Below are 19,861 nucleotides of genomic sequence, written 5' to 3'. Positions count from 1 at the left end.
GCCCGCTGCTCAGGTCTTTTCAAACAGCGCAATCAGCGCGAGATCGTCGCGGTGCTCACCTACGGCCATATCGCCGTAGATTCGCGTTTCGTTGAGCGTCAGATCCTGAATGCGTTTCCTGGCAAGGTGGTCCAGCTTTGCCTCAAAACCTGCGGACGCATAGTGTTTGGCATTGATGGACAGCGCAAACTGCGCGCCGTGCCGTGCAACGCGCAACAGGGCATCAATGGCATTCGGGCCCACATGCCCAGTCGTGAACGTGCCCGAGGACACGATGCCGGAATAGCTCTCGCGCGGAACGGGTATTCCCAGATTGAGATCCGCGATGATGGCATCCCGGTAAACGTCCTTGCGCATCGCCTGATCGAGCATTTCGCCGCTGATATCCGTTGCATCAATCGGACCGACGCCCAGATCGGCCAGAACCGCGCCACACAACCCGGTGCCCGCGCCGACATCCAGAACCGGACCCTGCCCGCCCGCCGCCACAAAGGCGCGCGCTGTGTGAATATGCAGCTGATAGTCTTCGCGTGCGGCAAAGGACTGATCATAGTCGCCCGCCCATTCGGCATAGAGCCGCTTTGAGTCCTGTGGCGTATTTAGCGCGTAGGCGGTTTTGAGATCGGGTGCATCATCGCTCATCATTGCATGAAAGGCGCAAGCGAGATTCGAATCAAGTGCGTCCTTGAGACACTTGCATCCGAGAGGGCCGCGTATCATCAAAGGCTGATGACAGGTACACTTCTATCCATGGGCCACGGCTATACCGCGCGGGCGTTGTCGCAACGGCTGGTCCCGCTGGGCTGGCGGGTCATTGGCACGACGCGCGATCCTGAACAATTGGAAACCATACGCGAAGCCGGGGCCGAAGCAGTGCGTTGGCCGGGTGAAACGCAGCCACTGGACGGCGTGACCCATATGTTGATCTCAACTGCGCCGAACGACGATGGTGATCCGGTTCTACGCGAGTTGAGCGACGAAATCGCGCGGCGCGCGGAACAGTTCAAATGGGTCGGATATCTTTCCACAACCGCAGTTTACGGCGATCATCAGGGCGATTGGGTGGATGAAACAACGCCTGCCACGCCCGCCTCAAAACGCGGAAACCTGCGGGTTCAGGCCGAGCAGCAGTGGGCCGCCATTCCCGGCCTTCCCCTGCATATTTTTCGTCTTGCCGGGATATATGGGCCCGGACGCGGCCCGTTTTCCAAGCTGAAACGCGGAAGCCTGCGTCGGGTCATCAAACCCGGACAGGTGTTTTCGCGCATCCATGTGGACGATATCGCAGAAGTACTGGCAGCCTCTATGGCGCGGCCCGATCCTGGCGCGATCTATAACGTCTGCGATGATGAACCGGTGCCGCCGCAGGACGTCATCGCCTATGCCGCAGAGCTGCAAGGACTGCCCTTGCCCCCGGCGGTACCTTTTGACGAGGCCGAGATGACCGCGATGGCCCGCAGCTTTTACAGCGAGAACAAGCGGGTGCGAAACGACCGGATCAAGCGCGAACTTGGCGTGCAGTTGCGCTATCCGAACTATCGCGTCGGGCTGGAGGCCCTGCACAAGGGTTGATCAGGCCCGTTGCTCGCCTAGCGTTGCCACGCCAAGCACATCCAGCACCTTGGCCTCGATCTGCGCGGCACTCATGCCAGCGACCTTGTACATATCCGAGGGGCTGGCCTGATCAATGAACGTATCCGGCAAGACCATCGACCGGAATTTCAGGCCGGTATCAAACACGCCTTCGTCGGCGAGCAATTGCGCAACGTGACTGCCAAAACCGCCGACTGCGCCTTCCTCGATGGTGATCAGCGCCTCGTGTTCGTTCGCCAATGACAGGATCAGATCGCGATCCAGAGGTTTGGCAAATCGCGCATCGGCGATGGTGGGTTTGATCCCCCTTGCGGCCAGCGCCTCTGCGGCGGCCTGAACCTCTGCCAAATGCGCGCCAAAGGACAGGATTGCCACCCGCTTGCCCTCTTGAATCATCCGGCCTTTGCCGATTTCAAGCGGCACGCCTTGTTCGGGCAATTCCACTCCGACCCCTTCGCCACGGGGAAACCGAAAGGCAATCGGCCCGTCGTCATGCGCCGCAGCGGTTGCCACCATATGCATCAACTCGGCCTCATCTGCCGCTGCCATCACGGTAAAGCCCGGCAGGTTCGCAAGAAACGCGATGTCATAACTGCCCGCGTGGGTCGCGCCGTCGGCCCCAACCAGCCCCGCCCTGTCGACCGCAAACCGAACCGGCAGCCGTTGGATCGCAACATCATGCACGACCTGATCGTACCCGCGCTGCAAGAACGTCGAATAGATTGCGCAAAACGGTTTCATCCCACCCGCAGCAAGCCCCGCCGCGAACGTCACGCCATGCTGTTCGGCGATGCCGACATCAAAACACCGGCTGGGAAAGCGTTCGGCAAACAGGTTCAGCCCGGTGCCATCGGGCATCGCGGCAGTTACGGCTGTGATCTTGTCATCTGCCTTGGCCAACGCAGTCAATGTCTTGCCAAACACGCTGGTATAGCTTGGCGCATTTGAAGGGGCCTTTTTCTGCTCACCCGTGACCACATCGAACTTGGCAGTCGCGTGGCCCTTGTCCTGTGCGGTCTCGGCCGGTCCATAACCTTTGCCCTTCCGCGTCAGCACATGGATCAGGATCGGGCCGCGCGCCCGTGCCTTGACGGTGCGCAGAACCGGCAAGAGTTGGTCCATATCGTGCCCGTCAATCGGCCCGACATACGAGAACCCGAGTTGCTCAAACAGTGTGCCGCCAACCGCCATACCCTTGAGAACATCCTTGGCCCGCTTTGCCCCCTCGCGAAACGGTTCCGGCAACAGAGACACCGCGCCCTTGGCCGCAGCCTTTAGTTCCTGAAACGGTTCTTCGGCATACAGGCGCGACAGGTACGACGACAAAGCGCCCACCGGGGGCGCGATACTCATCTCGTTGTCATTCAGGATCACGATCAAACGCTTGTTCAGGTGGCCCGCGTTGTTCATGGCCTCAAACGCCATGCCCGCGCTCATCGCGCCGTCACCGATCACGGCAATGGCGTCGCCCAGGCCCTCGGGTGTAACGCCGCCCAGATCGCGCGCCACAGCAAAACCAAGTGCCGCGCTGATCGACGTACTGGAATGCGCCGCACCGAACGGGTCGTAAGGAGACTCGCTGCGTTTAGTGAAACCGCTCAGGCCATCTTTCATCCGAAGGGTGCGAATGCGCTCGCGCCGCTCTGTCAGGATCTTGTGCGGATAGCATTGATGACCCACATCCCAGATGATCTTGTCACGCGGCGTATCAAAGACCGCGTGCAGGGCGACCGTGAGTTCCACAACCCCAAGCCCAGCGCCCAGATGGCCACCGGTAACAGAGACGGCCGAAATGGTTTCGGCGCGCAGTTCATCGGCAAGCCGGGTCAGCTCCGCATCGCTGAACTGTTTCATGTCTGCAGGCCGGGTCACACCGTCCAGCAAGGGCGTATTTGGTCGATCGGCCATCTGCGCCTCCATACGGGGCTGTTTCAACTGTCCCGCGCAATAACGAAACGGGCCGCCGCGCGCAATGTGTCAGCCTCGCGTCCATAAGGGTCCAGAGCAGCGCAGGCCTGCGCGACCAGTTCAGTCGCACGCATCTTGGCGCCATCAAGCCCCAGCAAAGACACGAAGGTCGCCTTGTTTGCACCCGCGTCCTTCTGCAAGCGCTTGCCCGCCTTCTCTGCGTCGCCCTCTACATCCAAGATGTCGTCGGCAATCTGAAAAGCAAGTCCAAGCGCGCTGGCATATCGACGCAACGGTTTAGGGTCGGCCTCCGCCAATCGCGCACCGGCACAGGCCGACCATTCGATCAACGCACCGGTCTTGCCCGCCTGCAAAGCGGTAATCTGATCAAGGCTCAACGGCACGGTTGCGGCTTCTGCGGCGATGTCGAGCGCCTGGCCCAGAACCATCCCCTGTGCGCCGCTGGCCCGCGCCAGAGAAAGGGTCAACTCGGCGCGTATCTCTGCCTGTCCGTTCTCTGGGCGGCTAACCAATTCAAAGGCAAGGGTTTGCAACGCATCGCCTGCCAGAACGGCAACGCCCTCGTCCCATTTGACATGCACAGTCGGTCGGCCACGTCGCAGGTCGTCATCGTCCATGCAGGGCAAATCATCATGTACCAGCGAGTAGGCGTGCAATGCCTCTATTGCGGTCGCAGACCAGATCGCGCGGTCCGCCGCTATGCCATGCAGACGCGCGGACTCAAGCACCAGAAAACCGCGCAGCCGTTTGCCGCCTTGCGTGGCATAGCCCATCGCCTGAACCACCGGAACCGGTTCAAACGCACTAAGCACGTCATCGAAATGAGTCTGGATCCGCTCAGCGGCCTCCGCCAGTCGTTGCGGAAACATCTATTGGGGGTCGACCGGGGCTGTGCCTGTCGGGTTGCCGTCACTATCCAACTTGATCGCGGCAACTTTTTCTTCGGCCCGTTTCAATTCTTCTTCGCAGCGTTTTTTCAGCGCCGCGCCCCGTTCATAGAGCGTGATCGAATCGTCCAGTGGCACGTCTCCGTGCTCCAACCGGTCAACCACCGACTCAAGCTCTTTCATCGCCTGCTCAAAACTCATCTCTGCAACGGGGGTATCGGTCATTTCGCGGCCTTCATCAGTTCCTGCACATGCGCCAGCACCGACGCGGACAGCGCGTGCAAATCATATCCGCCCTCCAGTGTCGAGACCACCCGGCCATCACAAAGTTCATCCGCCAATACGCAAAGCTCGGCAGTGATCCAGGCGAAGTCCTGGGTCTGCCATTCGAGATTGGCCAGCGGATCATCTGCGTGGGCGTCAAACCCTGCCGAGATGATGATCAGTTCCGGCTTGAACGCTCGTAGGCGTGGGAACGCCTTGTCCTGATACTCCTGTCGCATCAACGCGCCATCCGAACCGGGTGGCAGCGGGATATTCAGGATGGTGTCATAAGCCCCGGTTTCATCGGCGCGACCAGTGCCCGGAAACAGCGGAATCTGTTGGCTGGTGATCAGCAAAGCCCGCTTTTCATCCCACAAGAGGTCTTGGGTGCCGTTGCCGTGATGCACGTCGAAATCAACTACCGCCACGCGGCTTAACCCGTGGTGATCCAGCGCATGTTTCGCCGCCAGGGCCGCGTTTCCAAACAGGCAGAACCCCATCGGCGTATCCGTTTCCGCGTGGTGCCCGGGGGGGCGTACCGCGGCAAAGGCATTCGGTGCCTCTCCACCGAGAACCATATCGACCGCGCGTACCGCCGCACCGGCCCCGCGAAAGGCCGCGTTCAGTGATCCGGGCGACATCCATGTATCGCCGTCAAGCGCCACCTGGCCTTCGGCAGGAAGCGCGCGACGCAATTCCCCAAGATAGCTGGGCGGGTGAATGCGCAGAATGTCGTCATCTGCGGCCATCGGGGCCGTGACCCTGTTCACATCCAGCGGCTCTAGCGTGTGAAGAACGTGCTCCAGTCTTGCGACCCGTTCAGGATGCCCCTCGGGCGTCACATGTGTCAGACAGTCAGCATGTGTCAGCATCGCAGTTTTCATCGCTGATCCCTTCTTTGCGTTTTGTTCAGATCCGATTGGCGCTCGGGCGTAACCTAGTCGGGCGCGAGCATATATCCCGCGCCCCGTACGGTTTGCAGATAGCGGGGCTGCTTGGGGTCGGTTTCGATCTTGCGGCGCAACCGCGTGATCTGAACATCAACTGCCCGCTCTTGTGCCTGCCCTCTGTCACGGCCCAAATCTTCGACCAGCTTGTTGCGACTTACCGGTTCGCCGGGGCAGGATGAAAAGATTTTCATCAACTGGCTTTCGGTTGCAGTCAGACGCACCAGATCGTCACCCTGCCACATTTCGCCCCGTTCGATATCGTAGCGGATCGGTCCAAGATGCAGGATCTTTGGCACCGTATCGCCCGCAGGCGTTTCCGGCATCCGCCGCAGGATCGCATTGATGCGCAACAACAATTCCTTGGGCTCGAACGGTTTTGCCAGATAGTCGTCTGCACCTGCCTCAAGGCCCGCAATCCGGCTTTCTGTTTCCCCTCGCGCCGTCAGCAACAGGATCGGTGTTGCCAGTGTTTCGCGCAAGCTGCGGGTCAGCGTCACCCCGTCTTCGCCCGGCATCATCACATCCATGACGATCAGGTCAAAATCCAGCCCGCCAAGGATACGGCGGGCATGTGCTGCATCGCGCGCAGCCGTAACCAGAAACCCATGCCGCATCAGGAATTTGCGCAACAGGTCCCGGATACGTTCATCGTCATCAACAATCAGCAGATGTGCGTCCAGTTCAGCCATTACGCACCATCCCTCAGTTTGACATAAGCACGGCGCATGTCCGTATCCATCATTGCCTCAAGCACCTGTTTGAACCCAGCGACCGCCTCGGGACCCGCATCGCGAAAGGCTGATCGCATTCTGGCCCGCTGGGCATCGCTCAGCTGTTGTTCCAGTTGCAGCCCGGTTTCGGTCAGGAAAAGATGGCGTTCGCGCTTGTCGCTAGTGCCAACCCGGCTTTCCACCAGCCCATCCGAAATCAGCGTCCGAAGCACCCGGTTCAGAGATTGCTTGGTAACACCCAGAATGGCCAACAGGTTGTTGACCGTTGTCCCCGGCGCGCGGTTGATAAAGTGAACCGCGCGATGATGGGCGCGACCATAGGCCATTTCGCCAAGAATGCGGTCAGGGTCGGCAGTAAAACCGCGATAGGCGAAGAACATCGCCTCGATCCCCTGTCTCAGCTGCTCATCCGTCAGGAACAGCAAGCTTTCGCCGCTGTAAACCTGCGCTGCACGTCCGTCAGACATGATGTGCCTCTTCCCTAATTTATTTGAGCATACGTCAGCCTTGTTGACATTCCAAGTGCGAAGAGGTATCGAATCGCGATTTTAGCGTAATATAATGTCCGATGCGGACATAATTGCGCAACAAATGGAAAGCGCCCAATGTACAGGAGGATGCGCAATGTCAGGTTATGATGATCGTGATGGCCAGATCTGGATGGATGGTAAGCTGGTAGACTGGCGGGGTGCGAACGTACATATTCTGACCCATGCGCTGCACTATGCGTCGTCGGTTTTTGAAGGGGAACGCTGCTACAACGGCACCATTTTCAAATCCCGCGAACATTCCGAACGCCTGAAGAAATCGGCTGAAATGGTGGGGTTCGAGATCCCCTACACCGTTGATGAGATAGAAGCCGCCAAGCAAGAAGTACTGACCGCCAGCGGGCTCAAGGATGCCTATGTGCGTGCGATCGCCTGGCGCGGGGCCGGCGAAGACATGGGTGTCGCATCGGCGCGCAACCCGGTGCGGATGGCCATCGCCGCTTGGGAATGGGGTGCCTATTATGGCGACGCCAAGATGAAAGGAGCCAAGCTCGACATCTCCAGATGGAAACGTCCGAGCCCGGAAACCATCCCGGTTCACGCCAAGGCCGCCGGTCTCTACATGATCTGCACGATTTCCAAGCATGAAGCCGAGGCCAAAGGCTGCTCGGACGCGCTGTTCATGGACTATCGCGGCTATGTGGCCGAAGCGACCGGGGCCAATATCTTCTTCGTCAAGGATGGCGAGGTGCACACGCCCGACCCTGACTGCTTTTTGAACGGTCTGACCCGGCAAACGGTAATCGAGATGCTCAAGGAGCGGCAGATCCCTGTGCACGAACGTCATATCATGCCCGAAGAGCTGGAAGGGTTCGAGCAATGCTGGCTGACCGGCACCGCCGCCGAGGTCACACCGGTGGGTCAAATCGGCGACTACACCTTTGAAGTCGGCGCGCTGACCCGCCAAATCGCGGAAGACTACGAAAAACTGGTCCGCAGCTGACCGACCGGCAGTCGTCCTAGCGACAATTGTCGCGAATAATTTACGATACTGCCGAACGCCTCTTACATGGCTGCAATCCTATTCGCGCTATCTAGCCAATTTAGGATTGCAGCCATGACACGTCTTTACAAACCATCACGCCGCGCCGTTCTGGCAGGCGGAACCGCCTTTGCCGCTTCGCTGGCAATGCCCGCGATCAGCCGCGCATCCTCGCGCCCCATCTTTACCCACGGTGTTCAATCCGGCGATGTCGATCTCTCCGGCGGCATGATCTGGACACGCACAGATCGCCCCGCCCGCGTCATGATGGAGGTTTCGACAACCGAGAGCTTTGCAGATACACGCCACCTGGCACCACTCGACGCGGTTCCGTCGAGCGATCTGGCGGTCAAAAGGCTGGTCGAAGGCCTGCCCTCTGACCAAGATATCTTTTACCGCTTTGTCGCCGCCGACCTGCAGGACATGAATTCCGTCAGCGAGCCGATCATTGGCCGCTTTCGCACAGCCCCTGCGGCACGGCGCGATGTGCGGTTTGTCTGGTCGGGCGATACCGCGGGTCAGGGTTGGGGCATTGATGCGGACGGTATGGCGACCTACGCCACCATGGCACGACATCAACCCGATTTCTTCATCCATTCAGGCGATACGATCTATGCGGACGGCGCCATGGAGGATGAAGTTGCCCTCGCCGATGGCAGCATCTGGAAAAACACAGTGCTGATCGACGAAAAACGCAAAGTTGCGGAAACGCTCGACGAATTCCGTGGTCAGTGGAAATACAACATGATGGACGACCATGTGTGTGAAATGAACGCCATCGTCCCGACCTACTACCAATGGGATGATCACGAGGTGGTCAACAACTGGTCCGCTTCCAAGGACCTGACCGCAGATGATCGCTATACCGAAAAGTCCGTCGCCTTGCTGCAATCGCGGGCCGCGCAGGCGTTCCACGAAATGTCGCCCATCCGCTTTACCCCACAAGAACCGGGTCGCGTATATCGCAAGATCGGTTATGGCCCGATGCTCGACGTTTTCTTCCTTGACCTGCGCAGCTATCGCGGCGCCAACAGCGAGAACGTTCAGGAAAGCGAGTCCGACGCGACCCGCATCCTCGGTCAGGAACAAATGGCCTGGCTCAAGCGTGAGCTGGCCCAGTCGCAGGCGACCTGGAAGGTCATCGCCTCGGATATGCCCATCGGTCTGGTCGTGCGCGACGGCGACGCCAAGTTCGAGGCCGTCGCAAATGCCGATGACGGCGCCGCCAAGGGTCGCGAGATGGAGATTGCGGAACTGCTGCGCTTTATCAAGACGGCGAATATCACCAACACCGTCTGGTTCACCGCCGATGTGCACTATACCGCCGCGCATTACTATGACCCGAACAAGGCGCAGTTTCAGGACTTCGAACCATTCTGGGAATTTGTGTCGGGCCCGCTTCATGCTGGTACATTCGGGCCAAACGCGCTGGACGGAACTTTTGGGCCGGAACTCAAGTTCGTCAAGGCACCGACCGAAGAGCAAGGCGTCAACCTACCGCCGAGCGCCGGTCTGCAATTCTTTGGCCTCGTCGATATCGATGGTGCCACCCAGCAGATGACCGTTCGCCTGATGGACCGGGCGGATACCGAACTGTGGTCAGTGACGCTGGACCCCATGCAAGCGGCGATCTGATCACACTGTAGAACAGAAAACGGGCCCCGGTATCTGTCCGGGGCCCGCATCACGTCCCGATCAGACGAGTACGAAATCATCCGCGTCGATCTTGTGCACCCATTGCAACAGGATCGAATCCTCGCCCGCTTCGATTTTCAGGCCGCGATTGGTCACCGTCGCCGCATCAAGCACATCCTGCTCGGTCGCAAAGTCATCGCGCGAGAGAAGAAGTTCATCGCGCCAGAAGAAATCGCGTACGATGTTGTCACCGGACAGGTTGGTAAAGTCGAACGTGTCGGCCCCAAGGCCACCGACAAAACGGTCGTCGCCCGCATCATCCACCAGCCGATCCTTGCCGCGATTGCCGACGAGGTAATCGTCACCATCACCGCCCAGGATAATGTCAGCTCCCTTGCGCCCAAAGATTATGTCGTCTCCGCCGCTGCCGATCAGCACATCCTTTTTCTGCGTTCCCTTGATGACCCCGCCTTCTGGCTCGCCCAGGTCAAGTGGCACGAGTACCCGATCAATCGCCTGAATCTCGCCATTTGCCGTGGTGATATCGGTCAACCCGTCAATGAACATGGCGTTCGCAATCTCTGGGTCAGCGTCGATCAGTTCGTTGCCGTCAATGCCAAGACGCGCACCGTCCAGCGCAGTGTCGATCAGCCCAGCGCCTTGAAGCTCTGCAACAGAGGCGCCGCCAATCTTGACGTGATACAGCAAGACATCCGTGACCAATTCGGCACCCAACGCGGTGACCAGCGCCCCTGCAATATCCGCATCCGCGAGCGAGGACACATCCAGCCCAAGGTCGTCCGCAAGCTTGCGAAACGCCTCATCAGTGGGCGCGAACGCGGTGAAGGACGCATCGCGATCATCCACAACTGCATCAAGCCCCGTCGCCGAAAGCGCCGCGTTCAGAACCTCGAAACTGTCATTGGAACCTGCCACATCCGCAATGGTCGGACGTTGCATGGCCTCGGCGACATCGATGGGCAGAAGAACCCGGTCAATGGCCTGAATGATGCCGTTGGTTGCCTGAATGTCGGTCAGCCCCGTAACGAAATCCGGATTTTCGACATCCGGGTCCACATCGACAAGGGTTGTGCCGTTGACGTCGAACGTCGCGCCCAGCAGCGTCGTGACCGTCCCCTCAGCCTGCAACGCGCTGACTTCGGCACTCCCGGCCCGCACATGATAGGTCAAAACGTCGGTCAATGTCCCCACCCCAAGAGTTTCGACAAGCATCATCGCAATCTCGGTTTCACTCTTGCCTGCTACATCCAGTCCCAGCGTATTCGAAGCCAATTCGACAAAGGCCGCATCCGTCGGAGCAAAGACGGTAAAGTCACCGGGACCGGCAAAAGTATCGGCAAGCCCGGCGGCATTCAACGCGGCCTCCAATATGTCAAAGTTGTCGTTCGCGGCCGCAATCTCGCCAATGGACAAGGTTGGTTCGGGTTCCGGCGCGGGTGGAAAAAACCGGTCCAGGATATCCGAAAGAAAACTAAGAAATGACATGCTGATCTCCCCATAGACAGTTGGCGCGACATCCGGTTAGTGCCAGCCAGAAGCCCGTGGAGGGACAGTCAGGCATGGCTTTCCTGATGCGCGATAACCGGGGATACGCGGCGAGATCGCTTGCGGATCAGTTTGAAGGGACGAAACCCGCAGAGCACACGCCGACGTGAAAGATCGTGAGGCGCTTTTTCATCAGCTTTTTGGATCGGAGACCGCCCGTGCTCGTGACCGCTCCAGACCAAGCTGGTGTTCGCGCCAGATCACCAGAATGTTGCCTGCAACAACCAACGCGGCCCCGATCAGCATGACGGCTGTGGGCAGCTCTCCGAACCAGAAATACCCAAGCAGAATGGCAAAGATCATCGACGCATAGTCATAAGGGGCAAGCATCGAGGCCGCACCGAACCGGTAGGACGAGGTAACCAGTATCTGAGCAATACCGCCGACCACCCCAGCCAAGATCAACAGGCCGAGTGTTTCTGCACGCGGCACGACCCACCCGAACGGCAATGTCATCAGCGAAATGAATGAGGCCGTCGCCGAGAAATAGAACACGATCGCCGCTGTATGCTCAGTCTGTACCAACTTGCGGATATGGATCTGCACAAAGCCACGCGCGATCGTTGCGGCAAGAATGAACATCGCTCCCAGCGTTGCTCCGTCTTCCAGATTTCCGCCGCCGCCAAGCCTTGGCCAAACCATGATCAAAACCCCGACAAGACCGATCAGGACCGCCGAGATCCGCACCATGCGGATCGTTTCGCCCAGCATCAAGGCGGCAAGGATCACGGTAAAGATCGGTGTCGCATATCCAATCGCCGTCACCTCGGGTAAGGGCAAAAGACCCAGCCCTGCAAATGTCAGCCCCATTGCCAGCGTACCCAGCAACCCACGCCAAAAGTGACCCATCGGTTGCTTGGTGATCAACCCGTGTCGCAATTCACCCCGCGCCGCGAGCCATACGACGATCACCGGGATCGCAAAGAACGATCGGAAAAACACCGCTTCACCCGGCGGTACCTCTGCTGACGTGGCCTTGATCAGCGCCGCCATGACCGTGAACAGGCCGATCGCGCACAGCTTGAGCGAAACGGCGAGCCCCGGTCGATGCGATGTTAACATTTTTGCCATGCGGCCTTCCTGCGCCGCACACGCAAAAAGATCAATGGGGTATCCTTAGATCAGCCAGAGCATCAGCGCGTTCAAGGTGAAGAACGCACCGGATGTCGCGGCCAGCATGGCAATGGACGCAGCCCCCTCCAAGCCCTGTTCCTGCGCAAGCACCACATAGATTCCGAACATGGGCATCGCTGCCGACAGGATCACCGCGATGTGCAAATCATCCGGCATACCCGCCAGTCCCATCATCGACACAATCGCAGCCGCTAATGCCACCAGCGCCGGATGCACCACCAGCTTGCCAATTGCGATCTGCGCCGCAAGCGACTTGTTGCCGCGCAGGGGAAGCCCGACCAATGCGCCACCAATGGCGATCAGAGAAAGTGCCGCTGCCGAGTCAGCCAGCATCGAAGTGAGGCCCAGAACGGGGCCGGGAACCCGAACACCGAACAGCGAGACCGCCAATCCGGCGAGAAGGCCGATGATCATCGGACGCTTCAGCATACCGAGCAGGATCGCGCCCAGCCGCGCCCCAAGGCCCACGCCTGTGTTTCCTTTGGCAAAATCGATCAACACCAGGCAGATCGGGATCAGGATGATGTTTTCCACAAGGATGTTCAGCGCCAATACGATCCCCGCGATATCCGGGAACGCCAAGAGCATGATGGGGAACCCAACAAAGCCCGAGTTTGGACAGCTGCTGCCCATCACCGCCAACGCCCGGCGCGCGGGATCAATTCGTTTCAGCGTGAACCACAGATAGACGACGATGATGGTGGCAACCCCACCTCCAAGATAGGCCAGCACGTAACCCTGCTGAAACACCTGTGCAAAATCCCGTGTCGCCAGTGCCTTGAACAGCAATGCGGGCAGCGCGATGTTCAGGACAAAGTTGCCCAGAAGACGCATGTCGGAGGACGACAACCACCCGGCCCGCACCAGCCAATAGCCGATCACAATGGCAGCATAGATCGGAAAGGTGATGCCGAGGATGGTTGCCAAGGATCAGCCGATCCTGCCGCGATTCTCACCGACCTGACCACGGTGCAGCAACATATGGTCAAGGATCACACAGGCCATCATCGCCTCGCCCACCGGCACCGCGCGGATACCGACGCAGGGATCGTGGCGGCCTTTGGTGATGATCTCGGTCTCTTCGCCTGATTTGGTTATGGTCTTGCGCGTGCTGAGGATTGAACTGGTGGGTTTAACGGCAAAGCGTACCACGACATCCTGTCCGGTGCTGATGCCGCCAAGAATGCCGCCAGCATGGTTTGAACTGTACTTCGGACCACCCTGCCCCATGAAGATCTCGTCGGCATTGGCCTCACCCGTCAGCATCGCCGCCGACATGCCCTCGCCGATCTCGACCCCTTTTACCGCATTGATACTCATCATTGCGGCGGCCAGATCCGTGTCAAGCTTGCCATAGACCGGTGCGCCCAGCCCTGCGGGTACACCGCGGGCAACGACTTCGATGATCGCCCCGACCGAGCTGCCAGATTTGCGCAGCCCATCGAGGTAGGTGGCCCAGGTTTCCGCCGCTTGCGCATCGGGTGCCCAAAATGGGTTCGCTTCGATCTGCGCCCAGTCGAATTCCGCCCGGTCGATGGCGTGTTCCCCCATCTGCACCATATAGCCTGTGATCTGAACATCCGGTGCCAGCGTCCGGATCGCTTCGCGCGCCAAACCACCGGCCGCCACGCGAGACGCGGTTTCCCGTGCCGATGAGCGGCCGCCGCCGCGATAGTCACGGATACCGTATTTCTGCCAATAGGTAATGTCCGCGTGTCCCGGACGAAACTTGTCCTTGATGTCGCCATAGTCCTTGCTGCGCTGATCGGTATTTTCGATCATCAGCTGAACTGGCGTGCCGGTAGTCAGCCCCTCGAACACACCCGACAGGATGCGCACCTGATCCGGTTCGCGCCGCTGTGTCGTGTATTTGTTCTGACCCGGCTTGCGCCGATCCAGCCAGTGCTGGATCATCGCTTCGTCAACCACAACACCCGGCGGGCAGCCATCAACCGTCGCCCCGATCGCAGGGCCGTGGCTTTCGCCCCAGGTGGTCACACGGAACAGGTGGCCAAAGCTGTTGGTCGACATGGGCGGTGCTCCTTTTGGCATGTGCTTTAGCGGGGGGATCAAAGTCTCGCAAGCGGTTGTCGTGCTGCAGGGGGGCGCTGCCCCCGCCGCCCTGCGGGCTACTCCCCCGGAGTATTTTGACAAAGATGAAGGGTAAGGCGCTTGTCATTGCGGGGCCCGCGAACTAGGGTTTCCGCCACCTCGGGGTGCCTTGAATGGCTGAGACGCGCAATGCGGACCCGTTGAACCTGAACCGGCTAATACCGGCGTAGGAAAGGTCTGGAACCCCTTCCATCCCTGCCCATCGCCGCAAATGGAGGATGCCATGAAGTATCTTGCGATTGCAGCGGGAGTTTGTTGTGCCACGGCAGCTTATGCCGAGACATCGGAACTGACCGTCTATACCTATGACAGTTTTGTCGCGGAATGGGGGCCGGGACCGGTCATCGAAAAAGCATTCGAAGAAAGTTGTGGTTGCGATCTGAAACTGGTCGGGGCCGGTGATGGCGCAGCGCTTTTGGCGCGGATCAAGCTTGAAGGTGCGCGCAGCGATGCGGATATCGTTCTGGGGCTGGATACCAACCTGACCGAGGCGGCGGTGGAAACCGGCCTTTTCGCACCACATGCGGTCAGCGCCGACTACACCTTGCCGGTGCCGTGGAATGATCCGGTATTCGTGCCGTATGACTGGGGCTATTTTGCCTTTGTGCACGAGGCGGATGCCACGGCACCCAGCGATTTTCGTGCGCTTGCATACAGCGATACCAAGATTGTCATTCAGGACCCGCGTTCGTCGACCCCGGGACTTGGATTGCTGATGTGGGTCAAGGCGGCCTATGGCGACGAGGCACCGGCCATCTGGGAAGCGCTTGCAGACAACATCGTCACCGTGACCAAGGGTTGGAGCGAAGCCTATGGGCTGTTTCTGGATGGCGAGGCTGACATGGTGCTGTCCTACACCACCTCGCCTGCCTATCATCTGATCGCCGAAGAAGATGCCAGCAAAGCAGCGGCGGCGTTTGACGAAGGACACTATTTACAGATCGAAGTGGCGGCAAAGCTTGTCAATTCCGATCAACCAGAGCTGGCAGACGCCTTTCTGGATTTCATGGTCACGGATGCGTTTCAATCCGTGATCCCGACAACGAACTGGATGTATCCGGCAGTAACACCAGCAGGTGGCTTGCCGCAGGGATTCGAAACTCTGGTCAAACCGGATAAGGCATTGATCATTCCCGCAAACGAAGCCGCAACATTGCGGGATGAAGCGTTGGCAGAGTGGCTGGGCGCGCTCAGCCAATAGGCCATCGCAGCGGAGTTGGCGCGGCGGCAATTGTCGCAGCGCTGATTCTTGGTGCGCTGGTTGCGGTTGCATTGCGCGCCGAACCCGGACGCGGTCTTGGGCCGTCTGATTGGGCGGCCGTGCGGTTCACCGTGGTGCAGGCCGCGCTTTCTGCCGCGTTCAGTGTCGCCGTTGCCGTACCGGTTGCGCGGGCGTTGGCGCGGCGACGCTTTGCGGGTCGACGCATTCTGATCGCACTTTTGGGCGCACCGTTCATCTTACCTGTGATCGTCGCCGTGCTGGGGCTGCTGGCGGTATTCGGGCGCAGCGGCTGGATCAGCGAGGCGCTCGGTTGGGTCGGCTTGCCGCCCTTGCAAATTTACGGACTGCATGGCGTGGTGCTGGCGCATGTGTTTTTCAATTTGCCTCTGGCAACCCGGCTGATCCTGCAAGGCTGGCAGGAAATTCCGGCAGAACGGTTCCGTCTCGCCGCACAGCTTGGCGCCGGGTCGCGCGCGATGTGGCAATTGCTGGAATGGCCGATGCTGCGACAGATCGCACCCAGCGTTTTGGCCGTGGTCTTTGCGATCTGTCTGACCAGCTTTGCGGTTGCGCTTACGCTCGGCGGCGGTCCTAAGGCCACGACCATCGAATTGGCCATCTATCAGGCCTTTCGATTTGATTTTGACCTTGGGCGTGCCGCATTGATGTCGTGCATTCAAATCGCCCTGACCGGGACCGCCGCACTGGTCGCGCTACGAACCAGCCGCGGGGATGGGTTTGGCAGTGGGCTGGACCGCCCGGTGGAGCGGTGGGACGCACAGGGAACAACCGCGCGGATATTGGATGGCGGCATTATTGCGCTGGCGGCTGGGTTCTTGCTGATGCCTTTGACGGCCATCGTTCTGTCCGGTCTCCCGGGTTTGGTTGATCTGCCAGCAACCGTGCTTTCGGCGACGCTGAATTCGGTCTTTGTCGCTGGTATCAGCACGTTTGTCACACTGGCGTTGGCCGTGCCTATGGCGGTGGCCGTGGCGCTTGGGCGCGGCGGATTTGTTGAATTCTCTGGGCTTTTGGGGTTGGCGGCGTCGCCTCTGGTCATTGGAACAGGGCTTTTTATTGTGATTTATCCACTGATGGACCCGGCCCTGCTGACCCTGCCGGTGACAGCGCTGGTCAATGCGCTGATGGCACTGCCCTTTGCCCTGCGCATCCTCGTGCCGCGCGCACGGCAGGTGATTGACCGCTATGGCCGACTGTCGCTGACTCTTGGCATGGCGGGTCGACCGTTTCTGCGCCGGGTTCTGCTGCCCCGAATGCGCGCGCAAATCGGCTTTGCCGCAGGGTTGTCGGCGGCACTGTCGATGGGCGATCTCGGGGTCGTCACGCTCTTTGCTGATTCCGAACACGCGACCTTGCCCTTGCAAGTTTATCGCCTGATGGGGGCCTATCAGATGCAGGCGGCGGCGGCGGCAGCGCTGTTGCTGCTGGTGATGTCGATGGCACTGTTTTGGTTGCTAGATCGCGGAGGACGCTGGCATGTTGAAGCTTGAGAAATTGGTTATCGACAACGGTGGGTTCGAACTCTCCGCTGATTTCACGCTGACCGCCGGCAGCAAGGTCGCGATCATCGGGCCATCGGGCGCGGGTAAATCGACGTTGATCGGCGGCATCGCGGGCTTTCACCCGATCGTCAGCGGTCGATTGTGCTGGAATGGCGAAACAATCACCGACGCAGCCCCCGGTGCCCGCCCCCTTGCAATGCTGTTTCAGGACGGCAACCTCTTTCCGCATCTGACTATCGCGCAAAATGTCGGTCTGGGCCTGAACCCGGACTTGCGGTTATCCGCCTCACAGTGGGAACAGGTCAATCAGGCCCTCGCACGTGTTGGGCTGGAAGGCATGGGCACGCGCAAACCAGCGGCGCTTTCGGGTGGCCAGCAAAGTCGCGCCGCCTTGGCACGTGTCTTGATCCAGGGCCGTCCGTTGTTGTTGCTGGACGAACCCTTTGCCGCATTGGGCCCCGCGCTCAAGGCCGAGATGCTTGATCTCGTGGACACGCTGGTCGCCGAGACTGGCGCCACCTTGCTGATGGTCAGCCACGACCCGCAGGATGCCCGGCGAATCGCGGATCAGGTCATTCTGGTCGCCGATGGCGTGGCCCATCCGCCGGAAGATACGACAAGCCTGCTTGACAATCCGCCCCCGGCACTGCGCACCTATCTGGGATAGAACCTCAGGCGGCGACACTGCTCCGCAAGCCGGTCAGCGCCAGTGCGGCCTTTGCGGCCTCGCGACCCTTTTCTACGAAATGCGCCCGGAATATCGCATTGTGATGCTCCGTTTCCTGATAGTGGTGTGGGGTCAGGGACACGGACAGGACGGGAACGCCGCTGTCCAAACCTGCGCGCATCAATCCATCGACAACGGCCTGCGCGACAAAGTCATGACGATAGATGCCACCATCAACTACAAATGCCGCGCCAATCACCGCGCCATAGCGCCCGGTCAGCGCGAGGTCGCGTGTTACCAGCGGCAATTCAAACGCACCGGGGACGTCGAACACGTCGACTTGGGCGGCAGGGATAAGTTCGCAAAATCCATCCAGCGCGCGATCAACGATATCGGCGTGCCAGCTGGCTTTGACAAAAGCAAATCGGGTGAGTGTCATAGGTAATCTCCTTTGGTTCAGACACGTCCACCCAAGGCGATCACGAACAGGCACACTGCGGATGCAGCGCACATGCACGTCCTCTTTCATCCGGACTTTGACCGTCGGCTCTGGCCTCTCACCAGATCTGCTGACCAAGGGCTCTCCCTTGCGCTCGCGGGCTCGCAGGATTGGACCTGCATACCGCCGGTGGGGAATTTCGCCCCGCCCTGAGAACGCGAGCACACTTGCCAAACACCGCCCCGCTCTGCAAGAGGAATGGTGCACAGGAGACTGCGATATGCATCCCAACCCCGTTTTTCACACCGCCGACTCGCAGGCAAATATCGACTTTGCGCGCGAGCGCGGGTTTGGCGTGTTGGCGGTCTCGGACGACAACGGCACTCCACTGCTGTCGCACGTCCCCTTTTTGCTGGCCAAGGACGGAACCAGTGCGGACCTGCATCTGGTACGCTCAAATCCGATCACGCGGATTACCAAGGTGCCGCGTTCTGCGCGGATCGCGATCTCGGGACCGGATGGATATGTTTCGCCGGATTGGTATGGTTTGGAAGATCAGGTGCCGACGTGGAATTATGTTGCGGTGCATTTGACGGGGACGCTGGAAATGCGCCCACAGGACGAACTTCGCGATCTGCTTGATCGGGAGTCAGCATTTTTCGAGCGGCGGTTGCTGCCCAAAACGCCATGGCGTGCTGACAAGATGGACGGCGAAACGCTGGATCGGATGATGCGGATGATCGTCCCGTTTCGCATGCAGGTGGACGCCGTCGATGGAACCTGGAAGCTGAACCAGAACAAGCCCGACTCCGCTCGCCTTGGCGCGGCCCAGCAGATGGAGGCGTTTGGCATCGGCGCGGAAACAACGCTGCTTGCCGCGTTGATGCGCGGTGCGGATGGACAGGGCTGATTGGTGCGTTAGTCTGCAACAAACAACTCAGGACACATTTAAATGAAGCTTTATCACTCGCCCGCCTCGCCCTTTGTCCGCAAGGTCTGCGTTCTGTTGCATGAGTTGAACCAGGCCGACGCGGTTGAACCGGCGACGGTCACAACCACGGCGCTTGCCTCGGACGAGACCCTGAAGGCCGCGAACCCCTTGGCACGATTGCCCGCGCTGGAACGCCCGGAAGGAACCACATTGTACGACAGTCGCGTTATCACGGCGTATCTGAACGATCTCTACGGCGGAGATTTCTACCCGCAGGCAGGAACACGCTGGGATACACTGACGCTCGAGGCGACCGGAGATGGTATCATGGATTCGGCTGTTTCCATGGCCTACGAGGTACGGCTGCGCCCTGAAGAGGCCCAGTCAAAGGAATGGATCGAGGCGCAGTGGAACAAGATTTCCCGCGCGCTGGCGGTTCTGAACGCGCGTTGGATCAGTCATCTGTCGGGGTCTGTCACCATGGGACATGTTTCGATTGCCTGTGCGCTTGGGTATCTCGATCTGCGCCACGACGCGCGCAACTGGAGGCGGGGAAACGACGCGCTGGCCGCGTGGTTTGCGGAATTCGAATCGCGCCCGTCGATGCAGGCAACCCTCCCGCCCGCCAGCTGATGACCCGCGCAGGAAAACCGAATTTGGAACCCACAAGGCGCGCTGAACCGACGCAGTTGCGACACAGGAGCCGAATTGCGGCATCCTGCGCGCCTATGACCGCTGGACGAACCAT

Annotated in this window: 20 protein-coding genes and 2 riboswitches; of the genes, 8 read left to right on the top strand and 12 right to left on the bottom strand. The window is 59.8% G+C overall.

The window, feature by feature from the left end; all coding sequences use genetic code 11:
- Positions 1-9 precede the first annotated feature (9 nt).
- Positions 10-642 (bottom strand): class I SAM-dependent methyltransferase, encoded by a 633-nt coding sequence (locus ABJO75_RS11640; RefSeq protein WP_348128274.1) that lies wholly within the window; start codon positions 640-642, stop codon positions 10-12.
- An 87-nt stretch (positions 643-729) separates the two neighbouring features.
- Here ABJO75_RS11640 and ABJO75_RS11635 point away from each other — a divergent pair, with 87 nt between their 5' ends.
- Entirely contained in the window at positions 730-1,572 is an 843-nt protein-coding gene (locus ABJO75_RS11635) for an SDR family oxidoreductase (protein ID WP_348128272.1), read from the top strand.
- Here ABJO75_RS11635 and dxs read toward each other — a convergent pair whose 3' ends face one another.
- Genes dxs through ABJO75_RS11605 form a run of 6 tightly spaced genes read right to left on the bottom strand, consistent with a single transcriptional unit; the run spans position 1,573 to position 6,821 of the window.
- A complete protein-coding gene (gene dxs / locus ABJO75_RS11630) occupies positions 1,573-3,501 on the bottom strand; it encodes a 1-deoxy-D-xylulose-5-phosphate synthase (protein WP_348128270.1) in 1,929 nt (642 codons plus the stop codon).
- 23 nt (positions 3,502-3,524) lie between these two features.
- Positions 3,525-4,391: a polyprenyl synthetase family protein gene (locus tag ABJO75_RS11625; protein ID WP_348128268.1), complete on the bottom strand. Its 867-nt coding sequence runs from the start codon at positions 4,389-4,391 to the stop codon at positions 3,525-3,527.
- The gene (locus tag ABJO75_RS11620; RefSeq protein ID WP_348128265.1) at positions 4,392-4,634 is read right to left on the bottom strand and encodes an exodeoxyribonuclease VII small subunit; all 243 of its coding nucleotides are present in this window, start codon (positions 4,632-4,634) and stop codon (positions 4,392-4,394) included.
- On the bottom strand, positions 4,631-5,557 hold the full coding sequence (locus ABJO75_RS11615) for a histone deacetylase family protein (RefSeq protein ID WP_348128262.1): 927 nt from the start codon (positions 5,555-5,557) through the stop codon (positions 4,631-4,633). The genes ABJO75_RS11620 and ABJO75_RS11615 overlap by 4 nt, the downstream gene beginning before the upstream one ends.
- Before the next feature lie 53 nt (positions 5,558-5,610).
- Positions 5,611-6,312 carry a response regulator gene (locus tag ABJO75_RS11610; protein ID WP_348128259.1) on the bottom strand — a complete coding sequence of 234 codons (702 nt, stop codon included), beginning with the start codon at positions 6,310-6,312 and terminating at the stop codon, positions 5,611-5,613.
- Positions 6,312-6,821, bottom strand: a complete 510-nt coding sequence (locus tag ABJO75_RS11605; RefSeq protein ID WP_348128256.1) for a MarR family transcriptional regulator — start codon at positions 6,819-6,821, stop codon at positions 6,312-6,314. The genes ABJO75_RS11610 and ABJO75_RS11605 overlap by 1 nt, the downstream gene beginning before the upstream one ends.
- 157 nt (positions 6,822-6,978) lie before the next feature.
- On the opposite strand from ABJO75_RS11605, the gene ABJO75_RS11600 reads away from it, so the two are divergent.
- Positions 6,979-7,845, top strand: coding sequence for a branched-chain amino acid aminotransferase (locus ABJO75_RS11600; protein WP_348128253.1), 867 nt, complete (start codon positions 6,979-6,981; stop codon positions 7,843-7,845).
- Between the two features lie 114 nt (positions 7,846-7,959).
- Positions 7,960-9,519 (top strand): alkaline phosphatase D family protein, encoded by a 1,560-nt coding sequence (locus ABJO75_RS11595; RefSeq protein ID WP_348128251.1) that lies wholly within the window; start codon positions 7,960-7,962, stop codon positions 9,517-9,519.
- Positions 9,520-9,579: 60 nt separating this feature from the next.
- On the opposite strand, the gene ABJO75_RS11590 is transcribed toward ABJO75_RS11595, so the two are convergent.
- The 4 genes from ABJO75_RS11590 to aroC form a co-directional block, all read right to left on the bottom strand.
- Positions 9,580-11,025: a fasciclin domain-containing protein gene (locus tag ABJO75_RS11590; protein WP_348128248.1), complete on the bottom strand. Its 1,446-nt coding sequence runs from the start codon at positions 11,023-11,025 to the stop codon at positions 9,580-9,582.
- A gap of 192 nt (positions 11,026-11,217) precedes the next feature.
- A complete protein-coding gene (locus tag ABJO75_RS11585) occupies positions 11,218-12,156 on the bottom strand; it encodes a DMT family transporter (protein ID WP_348128245.1) in 939 nt (312 codons plus the stop codon).
- A gap of 45 nt (positions 12,157-12,201) precedes the next feature.
- Entirely contained in the window at positions 12,202-13,146 is a 945-nt protein-coding gene (locus ABJO75_RS11580; protein ID WP_348128242.1) for an AEC family transporter, read from the bottom strand.
- Between the two features lie 3 nt (positions 13,147-13,149).
- Complete coding sequence (gene aroC, locus ABJO75_RS11575; protein WP_348128239.1) at positions 13,150-14,250, bottom strand: chorismate synthase; 1,101 nt, start codon at positions 14,248-14,250, stop codon at positions 13,150-13,152.
- Between the two features lie 171 nt (positions 14,251-14,421).
- Positions 14,422-14,521: riboswitch (TPP riboswitch) on the top strand.
- A gap of 33 nt (positions 14,522-14,554) precedes the next feature.
- Here aroC and thiB point away from each other — a divergent pair.
- Genes thiB through ABJO75_RS11560 form a run of 3 tightly spaced genes read left to right on the top strand, consistent with a single transcriptional unit; the run spans position 14,555 to position 17,743 of the window.
- Positions 14,555-15,532 (top strand): thiamine ABC transporter substrate binding subunit, encoded by a 978-nt coding sequence (thiB, locus tag ABJO75_RS11570; RefSeq protein WP_348128236.1) that lies wholly within the window; start codon positions 14,555-14,557, stop codon positions 15,530-15,532.
- Entirely contained in the window at positions 15,508-17,064 is a 1,557-nt protein-coding gene (locus tag ABJO75_RS11565; protein ID WP_348128233.1) for a thiamine/thiamine pyrophosphate ABC transporter permease ThiP, read from the top strand. The genes thiB and ABJO75_RS11565 overlap by 25 nt, the downstream gene beginning before the upstream one ends.
- Complete coding sequence (locus tag ABJO75_RS11560) at positions 17,051-17,743, top strand: ATP-binding cassette domain-containing protein (RefSeq protein WP_348128230.1); 693 nt, start codon at positions 17,051-17,053, stop codon at positions 17,741-17,743. The genes ABJO75_RS11565 and ABJO75_RS11560 overlap by 14 nt, the downstream gene beginning before the upstream one ends.
- 4 nt (positions 17,744-17,747) lie before the next feature.
- Here the strand turns inward: ABJO75_RS11560 and ABJO75_RS11555 are convergent, their stop codons facing one another.
- Positions 17,748-18,182 (bottom strand): 6,7-dimethyl-8-ribityllumazine synthase, encoded by a 435-nt coding sequence (locus ABJO75_RS11555; RefSeq protein WP_348128227.1) that lies wholly within the window; start codon positions 18,180-18,182, stop codon positions 17,748-17,750.
- A 74-nt stretch (positions 18,183-18,256) separates the two neighbouring features.
- Positions 18,257-18,403, bottom strand: a riboswitch (FMN riboswitch).
- A 59-nt stretch (positions 18,404-18,462) separates the two neighbouring features.
- Here ABJO75_RS11555 and ABJO75_RS11550 point away from each other — a divergent pair.
- Together ABJO75_RS11550 and ABJO75_RS11545 are read left to right on the top strand one after the other, a co-directional pair.
- Positions 18,463-19,092, top strand: coding sequence for an FMN-binding negative transcriptional regulator (locus ABJO75_RS11550; RefSeq protein WP_348128225.1), 630 nt, complete (start codon positions 18,463-18,465; stop codon positions 19,090-19,092).
- Positions 19,093-19,134: 42 nt separating this feature from the next.
- Positions 19,135-19,746, top strand: coding sequence for a glutathione S-transferase (locus ABJO75_RS11545; protein ID WP_348128222.1), 612 nt, complete (start codon positions 19,135-19,137; stop codon positions 19,744-19,746).
- The last annotated feature ends 115 nt before the right edge of the window (positions 19,747-19,861 follow it).

The organism is Sedimentitalea sp., assembly GCF_039973035.1.
GTDB lineage: Bacteria > Pseudomonadota > Alphaproteobacteria > Rhodobacterales > Rhodobacteraceae > Sedimentitalea.
Note: the sequence above shows the minus strand (reverse complement) of the source record. Positions and strands in the feature narration are given on the sequence as shown.

What these genes read in the sequence shown, in the direction of transcription:
- ABJO75_RS11640 (WP_348128274.1), bottom strand. Translation starts at nt 642, where the DNA reads ATGAGCGATGATGCACCCGATCTCAAAACCGCCTACGCGCTAAATACG.
- ABJO75_RS11635 (WP_348128272.1), top strand. Translation starts at nt 730, where the DNA reads ATGACAGGTACACTTCTATCCATGGGCCACGGCTATACCGCGCGGGCG.
- dxs (WP_348128270.1), bottom strand. Translation starts at nt 3,501, where the DNA reads ATGGCCGATCGACCAAATACGCCCTTGCTGGACGGTGTGACCCGGCCT.
- ABJO75_RS11625 (WP_348128268.1), bottom strand. Translation starts at nt 4,391, where the DNA reads ATGTTTCCGCAACGACTGGCGGAGGCCGCTGAGCGGATCCAGACTCAT.
- ABJO75_RS11620 (WP_348128265.1), bottom strand. Translation starts at nt 4,634, where the DNA reads ATGACCGATACCCCCGTTGCAGAGATGAGTTTTGAGCAGGCGATGAAA.
- ABJO75_RS11615 (WP_348128262.1), bottom strand. Translation starts at nt 5,557, where the DNA reads ATGAAAACTGCGATGCTGACACATGCTGACTGTCTGACACATGTGACG.
- ABJO75_RS11610 (WP_348128259.1), bottom strand. Translation starts at nt 6,312, where the DNA reads ATGGCTGAACTGGACGCACATCTGCTGATTGTTGATGACGATGAACGT.
- ABJO75_RS11605 (WP_348128256.1), bottom strand. Translation starts at nt 6,821, where the DNA reads ATGTCTGACGGACGTGCAGCGCAGGTTTACAGCGGCGAAAGCTTGCTG.
- ABJO75_RS11600 (WP_348128253.1), top strand. Translation starts at nt 6,979, where the DNA reads ATGTCAGGTTATGATGATCGTGATGGCCAGATCTGGATGGATGGTAAG.
- ABJO75_RS11595 (WP_348128251.1), top strand. Translation starts at nt 7,960, where the DNA reads ATGACACGTCTTTACAAACCATCACGCCGCGCCGTTCTGGCAGGCGGA.
- ABJO75_RS11590 (WP_348128248.1), bottom strand. Translation starts at nt 11,025, where the DNA reads ATGTCATTTCTTAGTTTTCTTTCGGATATCCTGGACCGGTTTTTTCCA.
- ABJO75_RS11585 (WP_348128245.1), bottom strand. Translation starts at nt 12,156, where the DNA reads ATGGCAAAAATGTTAACATCGCATCGACCGGGGCTCGCCGTTTCGCTC.
- aroC (WP_348128239.1), bottom strand. Translation starts at nt 14,250, where the DNA reads ATGTCGACCAACAGCTTTGGCCACCTGTTCCGTGTGACCACCTGGGGC.
- thiB (WP_348128236.1), top strand. Translation starts at nt 14,555, where the DNA reads ATGAAGTATCTTGCGATTGCAGCGGGAGTTTGTTGTGCCACGGCAGCT.
- ABJO75_RS11560 (WP_348128230.1), top strand. Translation starts at nt 17,051, where the DNA reads ATGTTGAAGCTTGAGAAATTGGTTATCGACAACGGTGGGTTCGAACTC.
- ABJO75_RS11555 (WP_348128227.1), bottom strand. Translation starts at nt 18,182, where the DNA reads ATGACACTCACCCGATTTGCTTTTGTCAAAGCCAGCTGGCACGCCGAT.
- ABJO75_RS11550 (WP_348128225.1), top strand. Translation starts at nt 18,463, where the DNA reads ATGCATCCCAACCCCGTTTTTCACACCGCCGACTCGCAGGCAAATATC.
- ABJO75_RS11545 (WP_348128222.1), top strand. Translation starts at nt 19,135, where the DNA reads ATGAAGCTTTATCACTCGCCCGCCTCGCCCTTTGTCCGCAAGGTCTGC.